Origin of the sequence: Allokutzneria multivorans (assembly GCF_039537405.1) — a bacterium.
Classification (GTDB): Bacteria; Actinomycetota; Actinomycetes; order Mycobacteriales; family Pseudonocardiaceae; genus Allokutzneria; species Allokutzneria multivorans.
The window spans coordinates 88,649-104,825 of sequence record NZ_BAABAL010000006.1; the positions used below are offsets into that span (position 1 = coordinate 88,649).

General features: G+C 70.6%; 15 protein-coding genes and 1 riboswitch. Of the genes, 5 read left to right on the forward strand and 10 right to left on the reverse strand.

Annotation, left to right across the window (positions count from 1 at the left end; all coding sequences use genetic code 11):
• Positions 1-101: 101 nt before the first annotated feature.
• From glmU to pth, 5 genes are all read left to right on the forward strand, one after another.
• On the forward strand, positions 102-1,625 hold the full coding sequence (gene glmU / locus ABD798_RS10100) for a bifunctional UDP-N-acetylglucosamine diphosphorylase/glucosamine-1-phosphate N-acetyltransferase GlmU (RefSeq protein WP_344873112.1): 1,524 nt from the start codon (positions 102-104) through the stop codon (positions 1,623-1,625).
• Between the two features lie 26 nt (positions 1,626-1,651).
• A complete protein-coding gene (locus ABD798_RS10105; RefSeq protein ID WP_344873964.1) occupies positions 1,652-2,623 on the forward strand; it encodes a ribose-phosphate diphosphokinase in 972 nt (323 codons plus the stop codon).
• Positions 2,624-2,712: 89 nt separating this feature from the next.
• Positions 2,713-3,033 (forward strand): hypothetical protein, encoded by a 321-nt coding sequence (locus ABD798_RS10110; protein WP_344873114.1) that lies wholly within the window; start codon positions 2,713-2,715, stop codon positions 3,031-3,033.
• 271 nt (positions 3,034-3,304) lie between these two features.
• The gene (locus tag ABD798_RS10115; protein ID WP_344873116.1) at positions 3,305-3,922 is read left to right on the forward strand and encodes a 50S ribosomal protein L25/general stress protein Ctc; all 618 of its coding nucleotides are present in this window, start codon (positions 3,305-3,307) and stop codon (positions 3,920-3,922) included.
• Positions 3,923-4,040: 118 nt separating this feature from the next.
• Complete coding sequence (gene pth, locus ABD798_RS10120; protein WP_344873118.1) at positions 4,041-4,625, forward strand: aminoacyl-tRNA hydrolase; 585 nt, start codon at positions 4,041-4,043, stop codon at positions 4,623-4,625.
• Between the two features lie 66 nt (positions 4,626-4,691).
• On the opposite strand, the gene ABD798_RS10125 is transcribed toward pth, so the two are convergent.
• The 10 genes from ABD798_RS10125 to ABD798_RS10170 form a co-directional block, all read right to left on the reverse strand.
• The gene (locus tag ABD798_RS10125; protein WP_344873120.1) at positions 4,692-5,249 is read right to left on the reverse strand and encodes a 3'-5' exonuclease; all 558 of its coding nucleotides are present in this window, start codon (positions 5,247-5,249) and stop codon (positions 4,692-4,694) included.
• Positions 5,250-5,317: 68 nt separating this feature from the next.
• Positions 5,318-6,958, reverse strand: coding sequence for a fatty acyl-AMP ligase (locus ABD798_RS10130; protein ID WP_344873122.1), 1,641 nt, complete (start codon positions 6,956-6,958; stop codon positions 5,318-5,320).
• 48 nt (positions 6,959-7,006) lie between these two features.
• Positions 7,007-8,809, reverse strand: coding sequence for an ABC-F family ATP-binding cassette domain-containing protein (locus ABD798_RS10135; protein ID WP_344873124.1), 1,803 nt, complete (start codon positions 8,807-8,809; stop codon positions 7,007-7,009).
• A 62-nt stretch (positions 8,810-8,871) separates the two neighbouring features.
• Positions 8,872-9,828 carry a 4-(cytidine 5'-diphospho)-2-C-methyl-D-erythritol kinase gene (locus ABD798_RS10140; protein WP_344873966.1) on the reverse strand — a complete coding sequence of 319 codons (957 nt, stop codon included), beginning with the start codon at positions 9,826-9,828 and terminating at the stop codon, positions 8,872-8,874.
• A gap of 57 nt (positions 9,829-9,885) precedes the next feature.
• A complete protein-coding gene (locus tag ABD798_RS10145) occupies positions 9,886-10,701 on the reverse strand; it encodes a MetQ/NlpA family ABC transporter substrate-binding protein (RefSeq protein WP_344873126.1) in 816 nt (271 codons plus the stop codon).
• 33 nt (positions 10,702-10,734) lie between these two features.
• Complete coding sequence (locus ABD798_RS10150) at positions 10,735-11,418, reverse strand: methionine ABC transporter permease (protein ID WP_344873128.1); 684 nt, start codon at positions 11,416-11,418, stop codon at positions 10,735-10,737.
• On the reverse strand, positions 11,415-12,428 hold the full coding sequence (locus ABD798_RS10155; protein WP_344873130.1) for a methionine ABC transporter ATP-binding protein: 1,014 nt from the start codon (positions 12,426-12,428) through the stop codon (positions 11,415-11,417). The genes ABD798_RS10150 and ABD798_RS10155 overlap by 4 nt, the downstream gene beginning before the upstream one ends.
• 210 nt (positions 12,429-12,638) lie before the next feature.
• Positions 12,639-12,729, reverse strand: a riboswitch (SAM riboswitch).
• A 147-nt stretch (positions 12,730-12,876) separates the two neighbouring features.
• Positions 12,877-13,743: a 16S rRNA (adenine(1518)-N(6)/adenine(1519)-N(6))-dimethyltransferase RsmA gene (gene rsmA / locus ABD798_RS10160; protein WP_344873132.1), complete on the reverse strand. Its 867-nt coding sequence runs from the start codon at positions 13,741-13,743 to the stop codon at positions 12,877-12,879.
• 115 nt (positions 13,744-13,858) lie between these two features.
• Positions 13,859-15,190 carry a resuscitation-promoting factor gene (locus ABD798_RS10165; protein ID WP_344873134.1) on the reverse strand — a complete coding sequence of 444 codons (1,332 nt, stop codon included), beginning with the start codon at positions 15,188-15,190 and terminating at the stop codon, positions 13,859-13,861.
• Positions 15,187-16,026 carry a TatD family hydrolase gene (locus ABD798_RS10170; RefSeq protein ID WP_344873136.1) on the reverse strand — a complete coding sequence of 280 codons (840 nt, stop codon included), beginning with the start codon at positions 16,024-16,026 and terminating at the stop codon, positions 15,187-15,189. Before ABD798_RS10170 ends, ABD798_RS10165 begins: the two co-directional genes overlap by 4 nt.
• Positions 16,027-16,177 lie beyond the last annotated feature (151 nt).

The following is a 16,177-nucleotide window of genomic DNA, read 5'->3' on the forward strand; positions in this document are numbered from 1 at the left end:
GGGGCCGGGGCTCGTCGCGGCACCCGTAGGATCGCCCCGCCGGGGTCACCGGTTGGTGCGGCCCCGCGTGTCTGCTGCGAAACGACCCAAGGAGAGCTCTGATGCCACAGGGCGCACCCGCCCCAGGCTCCTCCAGCGTCCCCACCACCCCAGGACCGGTCAACGCGATCGTCCTCGCCGCCGGCGAGGGCACCAGAATGCGCTCGGCCACCCCGAAGGTGCTGCACCCGCTGGCCGGACGGCCGCTGATCGACCACGCGGTCCGGGCCGCCGCCGGACTGGACCCCGCGCACCTCGTCGTGGTCGTCGGCCACGGCAGGCAAGCGGTCGGCGAACGGCTGGAGGGCACCGCGCACCAGCTCGACCGCAAGATCGTCACCGCCGTGCAGGAGGAGCAGAACGGCACCGGGCACGCGGTCGGCTGCGCGCTCGCCACCCTGCCCGCGGGCGCCGACGGCACCGTCGTGGTGACCTACGGCGACGTGCCGCTGCTCACCACGGAGACCCTGGAGGGGCTGCTCGCCGAGCACCGTGACCAGGGCAACGCCGTGACTGTTCTCACCGCCGTGGTGTCCGATCCGTCCGGTTACGGCCGGGTGGTCAGGGACGCCGACGGCGGCGTGCGCGCGATCGTGGAGCAGAAGGACGCCACCGAGGAGCAGCGCGCGATCCAGGAGATCAACTCCGGGGTCTACGCCTTCGACGCGGCGGTGCTGCGCGACGGCCTCGGCCGCATCTCCACCGCCAACGCGCAGGGCGAGCTGTACCTGACCGACGTGCTCGGCATCGCCAGGGGCGACGGTCGCAGGGTCGGCGCGCTGGTGTGCGACGACGTGTGGCAGGTGGAGGGCGTCAACGACCGCGTGCAGCTGGCCGCGCTCGGCGCCGAGCTGAACCGGCGGCTGGTCACCGGCTGGATGCGCGAGGGCGTCACGGTCGTCGACCCGGCCTCGGTCTGGCTGGACGCCGACGTGGTCCTCGCCCGCGACGTCGTGCTCGAACCCGGCGTGCAGCTCAAGGCCGCGACGCAGGTCGGCGAGGGTGCGGTCGTCGGACCGGACACCACGCTCAGCGGCTGCTCGATCGGTGCGGGCGCCTCGGTCGTGCGCACCCACGGCACCGACGCGGAGATCGGCGCGGGCGCCACGGTCGGCCCGTTCGCCTACCTCCGCCCCGGCACCAGGCTCGGCGCGAAGGGCAAGATCGGCACCTTCGTCGAGACCAAGAACGCCACGATCGGCGAGGGCTCCAAGGTCCCCCACCTGACCTACGTCGGGGACGCCACGATCGGCGACTTCAGCAACATCGGCGCGGCCACCGTCTTCGTCAACTACGACGGCGTGACCAAGAGCCACACCACCATCGGCTCGCACGCCCGCACCGGCGCGGACAACATGTTCGTCGCCCCGGTGAACGTGGGCGACGGGGCCTACACGGCGGCGGGCTCGGTGATCATCACCGACGTGCCGCCGGGCGCGATGGGCGTGGCCCGCGCGAAGCAGCGCAACGTTGAGGGATGGGTCACACGCAAGCGCTCCGGCACGCCTGCCGCGGACGCCGCGGCGCGAGCACTCGCGGCGAACAGCGATGATGTGGCGGGCAACGACGCGGAGGACGGGAAGTGAACGACATGACCGTGAGCGCGAGCGCGATGTCGGCGACACCGAAGAAGAGCCTGATGCTCTTCGCCGGGCGCAGCCATCCCGAGCTGGCCGAGGAGGTGTCCAAGCACCTCGACGTGCCGATCACCCCGCAGGCGGCCTACGACTTCGCCAACGGCGAGATCTTCGTCCGCTTCGAGGAGTCGGTGCGCGGGTGTGACGCCTTCGTCATGCAGAGCCACGCCGCTCCCATCAACCAGTGGGTGATGGAGCAGCTGATCATGGTGGACGCGCTCAAGCGCGCCAGCGCCAAGCGGATCACCGTGATCATGCCGTTCTACCCCTACGCGCGGCAGGACAAGAAGCACCGCGGCCGCGAGCCGATCTCGGCGCGGCTGATCGCCGACCTGTTCAAGACCGCGGGCGCCGACCGGATCATGACCGTGGACCTGCACACCGCGCAGATCTCCGGCTTCTTCGACGGCCCGGTCGACCACCTGCTGGCGATGTCCCTGCTGGCCAACCACGTGCGCAGCAAGTACAGCGACGCCAAGATGACCGTCGTCTCCCCCGACGCCGGGCGCACCAAGCTGGCGGAGAAGTGGGCCAACACCCTCGACGGCTGCCCGATCGCCTTCATCCACAAGACCCGCGACCCGCTCAAGCCCAACGAGGTGGTGGCCAACCGCGTCGTCGGTGAGGTCAAGGGCCGCACCTGCGTGGTCATCGACGACATGGTCGACACCGGCGGCACCATCGCCAAGGCGGTGGAGCAGCTGCTGGAGGAGGGCGCGGCGGACGTGATCATCGCGGCCACCCACGGCGTGCTCTCCGGCCCGGCCACCGAGCGGCTGGCCAACTGCGGGGCCAAGGAGGTCATCTTCACCAACACGCTGCCGATCCCGGACGAGCGCCGCTTCCCGCAGATGACCGTGCTCTCCATCGCGCCGCTGCTGGCCAAGGCGATCCACCAGGTCTTCGACGACGGTTCGGTGACCAGCCTGTTCGACGGCGAGGCCTGAGTTCGGGTCCTGCCGAAGCTTCGGTGCGGGGGCCGCACCCGGTACGTAGGGTGCCCCCGCACCAGCACTGGCAACGCTTACGGAGAAACATGATCGTCTGGACCGGCTGGGGAATCCTGGCCCTTCTCATCGCGGCGCTCGGCGGGGGCGGCGGCAGCGGCATCGGTGTCGCGCTCGGCGGCCCCAGCGATTCGCCCAACCTCGGCACGGTGATCGGCCTGGCGCTGGCCGCCGTGGCCATCTGGTTCGTCGGGGAGCGGCTCAACCGGCCGGTCCAGGGCTTCGACCAGAACACCGGTCAGCCCGTGCTCTACCGCAACCGGCACCGGCTGTTCTGGGTGCCGATGCAGTACTTCGGCCCGATCCTGGGCCTGACCGCGCTCGGTCTCGGCGTCGGTCTGCTGTTCTGAGCCCGTCCTCCCGACGGCCCCCGCCGAACCTCGGCGGGGGCCGTCGGCGCGTTGCCCGGTTGGGGGATTGCGCGAAACGGCCCCCGGTTAGGCCCTGGGAAAACCACGGCCTACACTTGCCAGGTTGTCTCGGCGAGGTCGGGTCGTCGCACCCGGCGTGATCGACGCGGCGGCTCATCGGCCGCGCGCATTCACACCTCTCCCGCGCCGCCCGCCGCCGCAGACCGCCAGCTACGAAGTTGATCACTCGACGTCGCAAGGGAGCACCACCGTGTCCGAGGTCCGTCTGGCAGCCGAGCCGCGCACCGAGTTCGGCAAGGGTGCCGCTCGCCGCACCCGCCGCGCAGGCAAGATCCCCGCCGTCCTCTACGGCCACGGCTCCGACCCCAAGCACGTGGCCCTGCCCGCGCTGGAGTTCGCCCGTGTGATGCGCCAGCACGGCACCAACACCGTGCTGTCCCTGGAGGTCGGCTCGGACACCGAGCTGGCCCTCACCAAGACCGTTGTCACGCACCCGCTGCGCAACTACATCGAGCACGTCGACCTGCTGCTGGTCAAGCGCGGCGAGAAGGTCACCGTCGACGTGACCGTCGCCGTCACCGGCACCGCTGCCTCGGGCACCCTGATCACCCAGGAGGCCACCGAGATCCAGGTCGAGGCCGACGCGCTGAACATCCCGGACGGCTTCGAGGTCTCGGTCGAGGGCGCCGCCGCCGGTACCCAGATCCTGGCCAGCCAGGTCCAGCTGCCCGCGAACGTCACCCTGGTGACCGACCCGGAGGCGCTGCTGGTGCACGTCCTCGCCGCGCCCAGCGCCGCCCAGATGGAGGCCGCTGTCGACGCCGAGGGCGCCGGTGTCGTCGAGGACGCTCCGGAGTCCGACAGCTGATCACGCCCACGACGTCGGGCACACAGCACTGCTGACGGCGCGCCGCCCGCGAGGGTGGCGCGCCGTTGCGCTTTCTTCAGGACCGTTCAGGTCGTTCTGGTCGTTCAGGGGGTGGATCATGGTCGGCGCGGACGAGCTGGCGCTGGTGGTCGGGCTCGGCAACCCGGGACCGGGCTACGCGGGCAACCGGCACAACATCGGCTTCCTGGTGCTCGACGAGCTGGCCGGGCGGATCGGCGGCAAGTTCAAGTCGCACAAGGCGGGCGCCGAGGTGGTCGAGGGCAGGCTCTCCGGCAGCCGCGTCGTGCTCGCCAAGCCGCGCTCGTACATGAACCTCTCCGGCGGGGCCACCGCGGGCGCCGCGCGCTTCTACAAGGCCGAGCCCGGCGCGATCGTGGTCGTGCACGACGAACTGGATCTGCCGTTCGGCCAGGTGCGGCTCAAGCTCGGTGGCGGGGAGAACGGCCACAACGGGCTGCGCAGCATCTCCAAGTCGTTGGGCACCAAGGAGTACCTGCGCGTGCGCTTCGGCATCGGCCGCCCGCCCGGTCGCCAGGACCCGGCGGACTACGTGCTCAAGGACTTCTCCGGCACCGAGCGCAAGGAGCTCGCCTTCGCGATCGACCTCTGCGCCGACGCGGTCGAAGCCCTGGTCTCACAGGGCCTTGAGCTCGCCCAGAACAAGTTCCACCCGCTGTCCTAGCTCCACCCGGCACCGGGGTTCCACAGTCTTCAAGACCCACGAACCCGCTGGCTTGCAGGACAGCGGCTAGCCGCGCGAGGGGCGGAGCAGGCCCGCGAGCAGGGCAGCGATGTTCCACGCGTCGTCGACACCACGGTGGTGTGTGCCCTCCAGCGAGAGGCCCGCGAGTCCGATCGCGCGGTCCATGCCCACCTCGCTCTTCAGGTTGTGCGCCAAGGCGAAGAGCGTCTTCACGTTGATGTGCCGGGGCCCGAACGGGTACTTCGCGCCGGTGGACTCGCACTGCCGCTGGAACTGCTTGCGGTCGTAGTCCCCGTAGCTCGCCCACACGAGCCCAGACGCCCCGTACTCCTCGCGCAGCACCGCACACGCGTCCACAAAGGACAGTCCACTTGCGACATCCTCTGCGGTGAGCGTGGTCAGCTCCGTGCAGAACGCGCTGACCTCGGAGCGCTCGGGCCGCACGAGGATCGCCCTGCGCTCACCGCGTTCGAGCGTCGCGGTGTCGAGCACGCAGAGCCCGATCTCGATGATCTCGTTGACCTGTCCCGGAGGCGGCGTGCCGTCCCAACACGTCGCTTCGACGTCCACGACCAGCACGCGTGCCAGGCTTCGCTTCCCCATGCGCTCATCCTCCTCGGCCCCGCCATCGCGTTTCGGCGACGCGATGGCGGGGCCGTGCGTCAGGAGCATCAGGAGGGGATGAACTTCCTGGCCTCAGTGCGGCGGAGCTTTCCGGACGGCGTCTTCGGTAGCGTGGCGGGCGGCAGGACGACCACGGCGGCGGGGCGGACTCCGACGGCGTCCATCACGCGAGCCGCGATCTCCTTGCTCATCGCGCTCTCGGCGGCGGCATCGCCCGCGTGCTTGGACTCCACCGCGACGGCGAAGCGCTCGCGCCGCTGGCCCGCGTCGAGGCGGACGGCCACGGCGTTGCCCGCGCGCACACCTTCCACAGCGCCCGCCGCGCGCTCCACGTCGGTCGGGTAGATGTTGCGGCCACCCATGATGATGACGTCCTTGCGGCGCCCACAGACCACGACCTGGCCGTCGACGAGATAGCCCTCGTCGCCGGTGTTCAGCCAGCCTTCACTGTCCTTTGTGGCCAGTGGGCCGTTCATGGTGAGGTAGCCGTCGGTCACCGCGTCGCCCCGGATGCGCAGCTCGCCGACCTCGCGCTCACCGAGCACCCGACCGTCCTCGCCGACCGCCTGCACTTCGAGGCCGGGAAGCGGCGGGCCGAGCAGCGGGAACTCGCGGGACTGGGCGCCTTCCTCGGCCGGAGCCGCGATGTGCTTGTCCGCCAAAGACTCCGCGTCAACGACATCGACGACGAGGCCGGTGTCCAACGGCGCGAAGGACACGCCGAGCGTCGCCTCCGCCATGCCGTAGGCGCTCACCATGCACTCCGGCCGCAGCCCGAAACGCGCTGCGGCATCGGTGAATCCGCGCACCGAAGCGGGGTCGATCGGCTCGGCGCCGTTGAGCGCGAAGCGGAGCGTGGACAGGTCGAGCGCCCCATCGTCCAAAGTGGACAGACGACGACCCGCGACCGCGTAGCCGAAGTTCGGCGCGGCGGTCACGGTGCCCCGGTAGGTGCTGATCATGTCCAGCCACATCAGCGGCCGCCCGACGAACTCGGCGGGCGATGCCTTGACCAGCTCGGCGCCGATCGTCATCGGCACGGTGAAGAAGCCGACCATGCCCATGTCGTGGAACAGCGGCAGCCAGGACACCAGGACGTCGCGGTCGGCGTCGATCTTCGCCGTCGTCACCATCGCCCGGATGTTGGCCCACAGGGCGCCGTGGCTGATCCGCACGGCCTTCGGGTCCGAGGTCGAGCCGCTGGTGAGCTGCAACAGCGCCACGTCGTCCTCGCCGGTCCGCACCGGTTCGGCCAACGGCTCGGCGTGCGCACGCAGGTCCTCGATCAACAAGAATTCGATGCCGTGCTGGCGCAAAGTGTCGGCGAGGGCGTCGAAGGGCGCGCCCAGCAGCACCCGCCTGGCACCGATCATGCCGAGCACCTTGAGGGTGTCCTCGGCCCACACGGCCAGATCGGTCCTGGGCGTCGGCTGGTGCAGCATGGTCACGCTGCCCCCGGCCAGCCAGCTCGCCTGCACGGCGGCGGCGATCGGCGCGGGATCGGCGGCGAGCACGGCGAGGGAGTCTCCCCTGCTCACGCCCGCGGCGACGAGGGCGGCTGCGGCCCTGCTGGCTTCTTCGTGCACCTCTCCCCAGGTCCTGCGCTGGGGGGCGGCGGGAACGCCGGTGATCAGGCCGCGGTCGGTGGACCGCGCCCTGCTCACCAGTGCGTCGATGAACTGGCTCATGGTTTCGGAGCCTAAGCCAGTCCGACGATCAGTGGACAGCGGTTGCGATCAACCCGCTTCAACGACCTCTGCCGCGGCCATCCACTGCTCCTCGACCTCGGCCTGCTCGGCCTTGACCGTGCGCAGCTCGGTGTCCAGCTCGACCAGCTTGCCCACGTCGGAGCCCGCCGCCGCGAGCTTCTCCTCGATCTTGGCCGCCTTGCTGTCCAGCTGCGCGAGCTTGCGCTCCAGACGGGACAGCTCCTTGCGCGCCGCGCGCTCATCGGCGGCGGAGGACTTCGGCTTCTCGGCGATCGCTTGCGGCGCAACGGTTCCGGAGCCAACAGAGGTCGCGATGCCCGCCGCGCGCATGGCCGCGCGCCGCTTCAGGTACTCCTCGATCCCGCCGACCAGTTTGGCGATCTGGCCGTCGCCGAAGAGCGCGACCACGCTGTCGCAGACCCGTTCGACCAGGTAGCGGTCGTGCGAGACCACGATCATGGTGCCGGGCCAGGAGTCGAGCAGGTCCTCCAGCTGCTGGAGGGTGTCGATGTCCAGGTCGTTGGTGGGCTCGTCGAGCAGCAGCACGTTCGGCTCGGACATGAGCAGCCTGGTCAGCTGCAACCGCCTGCGCTCACCACCGGAGAGGTCGGAGACCGGCGTCCACTGGCGGCTTGCCGGGAACCCCATCCGCTCGGCCAGCTGCGACGCGGACAGCTCGTACTTGCCGAGCACCACCCGCCGCGCGACGTCCTCGACCGCCTCCAGCACGCGCATGTTCTTCGGCAGGTCGTGCAGCTCCTGCGACAGGTGCGCCAGCCGCACGGTCTGCCCCTGCTTGCGGGTGCCGCCGTCCAGCTCGCGCTCGCCCGCCAGCGCCCGCAGCAGCGTCGTCTTGCCGGAGCCGTTGACGCCGACCAGGCCGACGCGGTCGCCGGGGCCGACGAGCCAGGTCGTGTTCTCCAGCAGCGTGCGGCCGTCGGGGATGCGCAGCGTGGCGTCCTCGATGTCGATCACCGTCTTGCCGAGGCGGCGCTTGGCGAAGCTCATCAGCTCGACGGAGTCGCGCAGCGGCGGCACGTCGGCGATCAGCGCCTCGGCCGCCTCGATCCGGTAGCGGGGCTTGGAGGTGCGCGCCGGGGCGCCCCTGCGCAGCCAGGCCAGCTCCTTGCGGGCGAGGTTCTGCCGCTTCTCCTCCAGCGTCGCGGCGAGCCGGGCCCGCTCCGCGCGCGCGAAGATCCAGTCGGCGTAGCCGCCCTCGTACTGCTCGACCCCGCCGCCGACGACCTCCCACGTGCGGGTGCACACGGTGTCCAGGAACCAGCGGTCGTGCGTGACGACCACCAGCCCGCAGCGCCGCGCGCCGAGGTGGTCGGCCAGCCACTGCACGCCCTCCACGTCGAGGTGGTTGGTCGGCTCGTCGAGGATGATCAGGTCGAGGTCGCGGACCAGCGCGGCGGCCAGCGCGACCCGGCGCCGCTCACCACCGGAGAGCGGGTCGATCACGGTGTCCAGGCCCAGCTCGCTGACGCCGAGCCCGTCCAGCACCGAGCGCACCTTGGCGTCGGCCGCCCACTCGTGCTCGGCGTCGAAGCCGAGCGGCTCGATCACGTTCTGCCGGATCGTCGAGCCCTTGGGCAGCTCGCTGCGCTGGGTGACCACCGCGAAGTTCAGGCCCCGGTTGTGGCTGACCCTGCCGGAGTCCGGCGGCTCCAGCCCGGCGATGACCTCCAGCAGCGTGGTCTTGCCACCGCCGTTGAGCCCGACGACGCCGATGCGGTCGCCCTCGTTCACGCCGAGCGAGACACCGTTGAGCAGCTGGCGCACGCCGAAGCTCTTGCTCACGGACTCCAGGTTGACCAGGTTGGCCATCGATCCTCACATCACGAAACGCACGGAAGTGCCGCGTAGAACAACACGGCGCGGGAAGAAGTTCAGGCGTGGACCTGGGGTGGGACGGGGCGGGGCGTGTCGTCGCCGCCGATCACCCGAGCCCCGTGCACCGGGCCCTGCGCCACCCGAACGCTACGGCAGACGCCCGCGCCGGAGAGCTCCGCGGCCACCCGGACGGCGGCGTCGGCGGAGGAGCACAGGAAAGCGCAGGTCGGACCCGAGCCGGAGACGATCCCGGCGAGCGCGCCCGCGTCCACCCCAGCGCGCAGCGTGCGGCGCAGGGAGGGGCGCAGCGAGACGGCGGCGGCCTGGAGGTCGTTGCCCAGAAGCAGCGCGAGCTGGCGCGGGTCCCCAGTCGCCAGCGCTTCGAGCACCGGCTCGACCGAACCGACGCGGGGCGGGCGGCCCTCGGCGCGCAGCCGGTCCAGCTCGGCGAAGACGGTCGGGGTGGACAGGCCGCCCTTGTCGAGCGCGATCACCCAGTGGAAGGTGTGCCTGGTCAGCACGGGCACCAGCCGCTCGCCCCGGCCCGCGCCGAGCGCGGTCCCGCCGTGCAGGCAGAACGGCACGTCGCTGCCGATGGTCGCGGCGATCTCGGAGAGCTCGTCCCTGCCGATCTCCATCCGCCACAGCGCGGCGGCGGCGACCAGCGCGGCGGCGGCGTCGGCGCTGCCGCCCGCCATGCCGCCCGCGACGGGGATGCCCTTGCGGATCACCACGCGCACGCGGGGGTCGTCGGGGTCGCGGCCCGCGCGCTCGGCGAGCGCCTCGATGGCGCGCCACGCGAGGTTCGAGGCGTCGTCGGGCACCAGATCGGCACCGTCGCCGACGACCTCGATGCCCGGCTCGTCGGCCTGGGCAACGGTCACCTCGTCGTTGAGCGAGAGGGCCTGGAACACGGTCATCAGCTCGTGATAGCCGTCTTCGCGCAGGTCACCCACCGCGAGGTGGAGGTTCACCTTGGCGGGGGCGCGGACGGTCACAGGGGGCGGGACCACGGCAAGCACTCTGCCAGCCTACGGCCCCGCGCCCCCTGTTCACGTCTTCGCCGGATTTCAGGCGGGGATCACACCGCCGGGGAAGGTCCTGCCGATGAACTCGCGCACCTGCTGCGAGCGCAGCAGCTCGGCCAGCACCTTGATCCGCTTGTCCTCGGCCAGCTCCGGCCGGGTGACCAGCAGGTTGGCGTAGGCGTTGCCCTCGGCCTTCTCCACCACGAGCGCGGTCTTGAGGTCGAGCTTGGCCTCCAGCTGGTAGTTGCCGTTGACCACGGCGGCGTCGGCGTCGTCCAGGCTGCGCGGCAGCTGGGCCGCCTCGGTCTCCAGCAGCTCGACCCGCTTGGGGTTCTCGGCGACGTCCTGCTTGGTGGCCTTGGCCTCGGTGCCCGGCTTGAGCTTGATCAGGCCGGTGGAGGCGAGCAGGTTCAGCGAGCGGGCGAGGTTGCTCGGGTCGTTGGGCAGCGCGACCTTGGCGCCCTGCGGCAGCTCCTCGATCTTCTTGACCTTCTTGGAGAACACCGCGAGCGGCTCCACGTGCACGGGGGCGACGGACTGGAGCTTGATGTTGCGCGCGCCGGTGAACTCCTCCAGGTAGGGCTTGTGCTGGAAGTAGTTGGCCTCCAGCTGGCCCTCGGCGAGCGCGGTGTTCGGCGTGACGTAGTCGCTGATCTCGACGACGTCGACCTTGATGCCCTTGTCCTTGGCCAGGTTGTCCGCGACGTAGCGCAGGATCTCGGCGTGCGGGACGGGGCTCACGCCGACGCGGATGGCGGCGTTGGGGTCCTTCGCGGGGTCCGCACCTCCGCAGGCACCCAGCAGGAGAGCGCTGGCGGTGACGACTGCGGCGGCGGCGAGCGTGCGGATACGACGCATGGGAATTCGTTGTCCTTAAAGAGAAGAAGAGGCTCAGGCGGTGACCCGGCGACGGCGGTCGATGCCGCGCGAGCCGAGGTCGAAGAGGAACTGCACGAGGCGGGCGAAGACGCCGAGCACCACGACGGTGCTGATCAGCACCTTGGTGTCGAAGCGCTGGTAGCCGTAGCGGATCGCGAGGTCACCGAGACCGCCGCCGCCGACCACGCCCGCCATGGCGGAGTAGCCGATCAACGCGATCACGGTGACGCCGATCCCGGCGACCAGTGCGGGCGCGGCCTCGCGGAGCAGCACGCCGCGCACGATGTGCGGCTTGGTTGCCCCGGTGGTGATCGCGGCCTCCACGACGGAGGTGTCCACCTCGCGCAGCGCGCCTTCGACGAGCCTGGCGAGGAACGGGATCGCGCCGACCGTCAGCGGAACGACGGCCGCGGTGCTGCCGAGCGTGGTGCCGACGATCGAGCGCGTCACCGGGAGCAACGCGATCAGCAGGATCACGAACGGCAGTGACCTGCCGATGTCCACGACGAAGTTGAGCAACCGGTAGGTCAGCGCCTGCGGGCGCAGTCCTCCCGGCGAGGTGACGTGCAGCAGCACGCCCAGCGGCAGGCCGCCGATCAACGCGAACACGGCGGAGAGGGCCACCATGTACAGCGTCTCCCACCCCGTTTCCGCGAGCAGCTCAAAGACGGTGGACCAGGGTGTTTCGGTTCTCACGCAGCAGTCCCCGCAACCAGGGTGGGCTTGTGGCGGACGACGGCGCCGCGCTCGCCGATCCACTTGAGGGCGGCGTCGGCCCGCTCGCCGTTGAGCGCGATGCGGAAGCGGGCGACGGGGGTGTCGTTGAGCCGGGTCATGCCACCGCCGAGCAGCGACAGCTCGACGTCGTGGCGGCTCGCGGCCTCCGGCAACAGCGCGCCGACCGCGGCGAAGCCGACCAGCACCACGTCGGCAACCCGGTCGTACTTGGCGGTGTGCTGTTGGGAGACCTGGTCCAGCTCGGGCAGCAGCGCCGAGGCGGTGCGGCTGCCGGGCTCGGAGATCAGGTCGAGGACCTTGCCGTTCTCCACGACGCGACCGTGCTCCAGCACGGCGATGTCGTCGCAGATCCGGCGGACCACGGCCATGTCGTGGGTGACCACCAGGACCGTGAGGCCCAGTTCGGAGCGCACGCGGTCGAGCACGGTCAGCACGGAACCGGTGGTCTCCGGGTCCAGCGCCGAGGTCGGCTCGTCGGCCAGCAGCACCGAGGGGCTCGCGGCGAGCGCGCGGGCGATGGCCACCCGCTGCCGCTGACCACCGGAGAGCTGGTCGGGGTAGTTCGCCGCCTTGTCCGACAGGCCAACGAGTTCCAGCAGTTCGGCCACCCGCTGCTTGCGCTGCGGACCGGGCACCTTCGCGGCTTCCAGGGGGAGCGCGATGTTGCCCGCCGCCGTGCGCTGGCGCAGCAGGGAGTCGTTCTGCGGGACGACGCCGATCTGCCTGCGGGCCGCGCGCAGCGAAGCGCCGGAGAGGCTGACCAGGTCGGTGCCGTCCACCCGGATCGAGCCGGAGTCCGGCTGCTCCAGCAGCGCGATGCAACGGGCCAGGGTCGACTTGCCGGCACCGCTGGTGCCGACGACGCCGAGGATCGTGTTGGCGGGAACCTCCAGGGAGACGCCGTCCAACGCGCGGACCTCGCCCCCCTTTCCGGGAAAGCTCTTGGTCAGGTTCTCAACAGTGATCACGATATGACTCCATGGCACGGCTGCCGCTCGTGACGGCAGCGCTCCGAGACCGTCCACAGTGGACGGTTAAGGGGGTGGGGTGTGAGAGGTGGTCAGGCGGCGGCGCGGAATGCGCGGCGACAGCCACTCACCGTGCGGAGGCACTGGTCGACACAGCGTCGACGGACCAGGTTGGGTCGACGTGCGGACATCGGCTGGCGAGACATGAGGACTCCATCGGTCCTGGCGTTAGCACCTGCCCGTTTCCGGGTGGTTGCTGCGGCGTCGCTGAGCCAGGTCTCTCGGCCGCTCGGGATGGATTGCTGCGAACAGTAGAACCGACGATGACGGACAGAGGCAAGTCGTTTCGGGTCTCAAGCGGTGGATCGTTCGGCACGTCACACTCACGGCCGAACGTGCAGGTGAACGCGCCGCGAACGTGAACTATTCCCGAATGGTGATACCAGTCTCAGAGTGAGGTACGGGCCTGCGCGATGCGCGCGAAGTCCACGACGTCCAACTGCTCCCCGCGCGTCGAGGGGTCGATGCCCGCCGCGACGAGACACTGCTCCGCAACGGCGGCGGAGCCCGCCCAGCCGGCGAGCGCGGCCCGCAACGTCTTGCGCCGCTGCGCGAAAGCCGCGTCCACCAACGAGAAAACGGCCTGGCGGTCCACAGTGGACGGTTCTTCTCTTCGCACGAAGGACACCAGCGCCGAGTCCACGTTGGGCACCGGCCAGAACACCGCGCGCGGCACCGGTCCGGCCTTGCGCACATCGGCGTACCAGGCGGCCTTGACGCTGGGCACGCCATAGATCTTGCTGCCGGAGCGCGCCGCGAGGCGGTCTGCGACCTCCGCCTGGACCATCACGAGCCCGCGCTTCAACGACGGCAGCTCGGCCAGCAGGTGCAGCACGACGGGAACGGAGACGTTGTACGGCAGGTTCGCCACGAGCGCGGTCGGCGGCTGCGCGAAGTCCGCGGCGGTGACCCTCATGCCGTCGGCCGGCAGGACGGTCAGCCTGTCCGCGTGGGCGGGGGCCTGCTCGGCAGCGGTCTGCTCCAGGCGGGACGCGAGCACGGGATCGATCTCGACCGCCACCACGGCCTTGCACGCGTCCAGCAGCGCCAGCGTCAACGAGCCGAGCCCCGGGCCGATCTCCAGCGCCACGTCGTCCTCGGTGAGGTTGGCGCCGTTGACGATCCTGCGCACGGTGTTCGGGTCGTGCACGAAGTTCTGGCCCAGCTTCTTCGTCGGCCGAACCCCCAGCTCTCCGGCCAGTCGCCGCACATCGGCGGGCCCGAGCAGCCGCACATCCCCTACCCGCTCATCCACACCCGAACCCTAGCCGTTGCACCGAACGACCCGTTCAGTGCGTTGAGCGCACTGAACGGGTCGTTCAGGGAGTTCACCGCACCAAAGGCGGCGTTGATCATGAGCGAGCGTGGGGTCAGCGGAGGCCGAGTTTGGCGGAGCAGTGCGGCCAGGCGCTGTAGCCACCGCGGCGGTCGCGGACCTTGGTGGCGATCGCGATCTGCTGTTCGCGCGATGCCTGGCTGGCCACCGGAGCGTAGGCGCCGCCGCCGTAGGCCTGCCACGTCTGCCGGTCGAACTGCAGGCCGCCGTGGTACTTGCCGTTGGCGCTGACGATCGACCAGTTGCCGGTGGCCTCGCACTGCGCGAGCCGGTCCCACACCGCGGCGTCGGCGATCGGCTTGGTGCCGACCTTGATCTTGCGCGGCTTGGGCTCCTTGAGGACCTTGCTGCGCAGTTCCTTCTTCTCGGTGCGCTTGCCGTTGACGGTGATCACCTTGAAGGTGACCTCCTTCTCGCCCGGCTCGCCCTCCTCGATGACTTCCTTCTCGCCCTTGTTCATCGAGGAGTCTTCCTGCTTCTCCTCGGGCGGGTCGATCTTGACCTTCTCGACCACCTCGGTGAAGCGGCTCCTGGTCACCTCGACGGTCATCTTCTCGCCGGTGAGCGGGGTCTTCGGCTCGGGCTTGACGGTGTCGTCCTGTTCGAGGGCGACGTTCTGCTCGCGGAGCAGGTCCTCGACGGAGGTGGCGTTGGTGGCCACCTCGCGCGGCTGCTGGCCGCCGTCGAGGAGGGTGATGAGCTTGGCGGTCTTGAGGTCCAGTGCCATGCCCTCCAGCGGGATGCGCTGGTGGCGGTCGGCGGAGAGCAGGGCGCCGTCGTGGCGCATGCCGAGGTGGCGCATGGCCTCGTCGACGGTCAGCGCGGTGGTCCACACCTCGCGCTTGCGGCCGTCCACGGTGAGCATGAGCTTGCGGCCGCGCTTGAGCACGATCCGGCTGCCGTCGATGATCGAGGCGTGCGCGGCGGGGGCGAGCGCGTCCTTGGCGCCCGCGCTCAGCCCGGCGCTGTCCAGCGCGCCGTCGACGGTGCCTGCGAAGGTGTGCACCTGGCGCTGCTCGTCGTCGACGGTGATCGTGATCGTCTTGTCCATCGCGATGGCGGTCGCTCCGCCGGTGGTGACGACCAGGAGGGTGGCGGCTGCTGCCGCCCTGACCATCGTGCTCTTCACAGGTGGTCCAGACGTCGGGCGTCCGGGCAGGGGCGAACGGTCGTGCGGGTCGCCGTCGTTCCCCCGACAGGACTCCGGCGCCTCCCCCACCCAGGTGGGGGTCAGACCGCCCGAGATGTCCCCACCCCGGCTGTCGGTCACGGGACCGTAATCGACAACGGCGTCGTCGACAACCACCGGGATCTCGACCGTGCGCTCGGTCACGTCCTCGGGATGCTCGTAGCCGGGATCAGTCACGGAGCGACTACCTCCTGGAACCGGAAGACCCGTTCAGCGGTGGCGGTGGTGGCCGCGGCCAGCTCGGCGAGGTCGTCCCCGCGCAGCTCTGCGAGGCCGCGCAGGGTGTACGCGACGCAGTACGGCTCGTTGGGCCTGCCCCGGAACGGGTGGGGGGTGAGGAAAGGGGCGTCGGTCTCGACGAGCAGCTGCTCGACCGGGACCAGCAGGGCTGCCTCGCGCAGCGCCTTGGCGTTGCGGAAGGTCACCGCGCCCGCGAAGGACAGCACGTAGCCGGTGTCCACGCAGCGGCGGGCGAAGTCCGCGTCACCGGAGAAGCAGTGGAAGACGACCGTGTCCGGCGCGCCCTCCTCGTCGAGCACGCGCAGGACGTCCTCGTGCGCGTCGCGATCGTGGATCATCAGCGGCTTGCCGACCCGTTTGGCCAGGTCGATGTGCCAGCGGAAGGCCTCGGCCTGCGCGTCGTGCGGCGAGTAGTCCCAGTAGTAGTCCAGGCCGGTCTCGCCGATCGCCACGACCTTCGGCTGACCGGCGAGCTTCTCCAGCTCGGCGCGGTCGGCGTCGGTGAACACCGAGGTCCTGGTCGGGTGGATGGCGACGGCGGCGAAGACGCGCTCGTCCCACGTCGCGGCCTCAGCTGCCCAGCGCGCGGCGGCCAGGTCGTCCGCGACGGTGATCGCCCGCGCGACGCCGACGGAGTTCGCCCTGTCCATGGCGGCAGCGACGTCCTGCGCGGTCACGCAGCCGCACGCGTCCAGATGGGTGTGCGAGTCCACGGCAGGGGCCGGGAGCGGTTCGGGGAGCGGCGGGCGTTCGCCCTTGCGTTCCCCGCTCACCTCGGCACCGCCGGGCAGTGACGGGGAGTCAGCACACGGGTGCACACGGCCGCACAGCCTACGGTTCGCGGAGTTGGTCGCCTTATCCGGCTCCGTCCTGGTGAGGTTCTCTCAGCTCTTCTCCCTTCTCCTCGTGTGGGCGATGATCGTC

What these genes read in the sequence shown, in the direction of transcription:
- ABD798_RS10130 (WP_344873122.1), bottom strand. Translation starts at nt 6,958, where the DNA reads ATGAGCCAGTTCATCGACGCACTGGTGAGCAGGGCGCGGTCCACCGAC.
- glmU (WP_344873112.1), top strand. Translation starts at nt 102, where the DNA reads ATGCCACAGGGCGCACCCGCCCCAGGCTCCTCCAGCGTCCCCACCACC.
- ABD798_RS10105 (WP_344873964.1), top strand. Translation starts at nt 1,652, where the DNA reads ATGTCGGCGACACCGAAGAAGAGCCTGATGCTCTTCGCCGGGCGCAGC.
- ABD798_RS10145 (WP_344873126.1), bottom strand. Translation starts at nt 10,701, where the DNA reads ATGCGTCGTATCCGCACGCTCGCCGCCGCCGCAGTCGTCACCGCCAGC.
- pth (WP_344873118.1), top strand. Translation starts at nt 4,041, where the DNA reads ATGGTCGGCGCGGACGAGCTGGCGCTGGTGGTCGGGCTCGGCAACCCG.
- ABD798_RS10125 (WP_344873120.1), bottom strand. Translation starts at nt 5,249, where the DNA reads ATGGGGAAGCGAAGCCTGGCACGCGTGCTGGTCGTGGACGTCGAAGCG.
- ABD798_RS10135 (WP_344873124.1), bottom strand. Translation starts at nt 8,809, where the DNA reads ATGGCCAACCTGGTCAACCTGGAGTCCGTGAGCAAGAGCTTCGGCGTG.
- ABD798_RS10110 (WP_344873114.1), top strand. Translation starts at nt 2,713, where the DNA reads ATGATCGTCTGGACCGGCTGGGGAATCCTGGCCCTTCTCATCGCGGCG.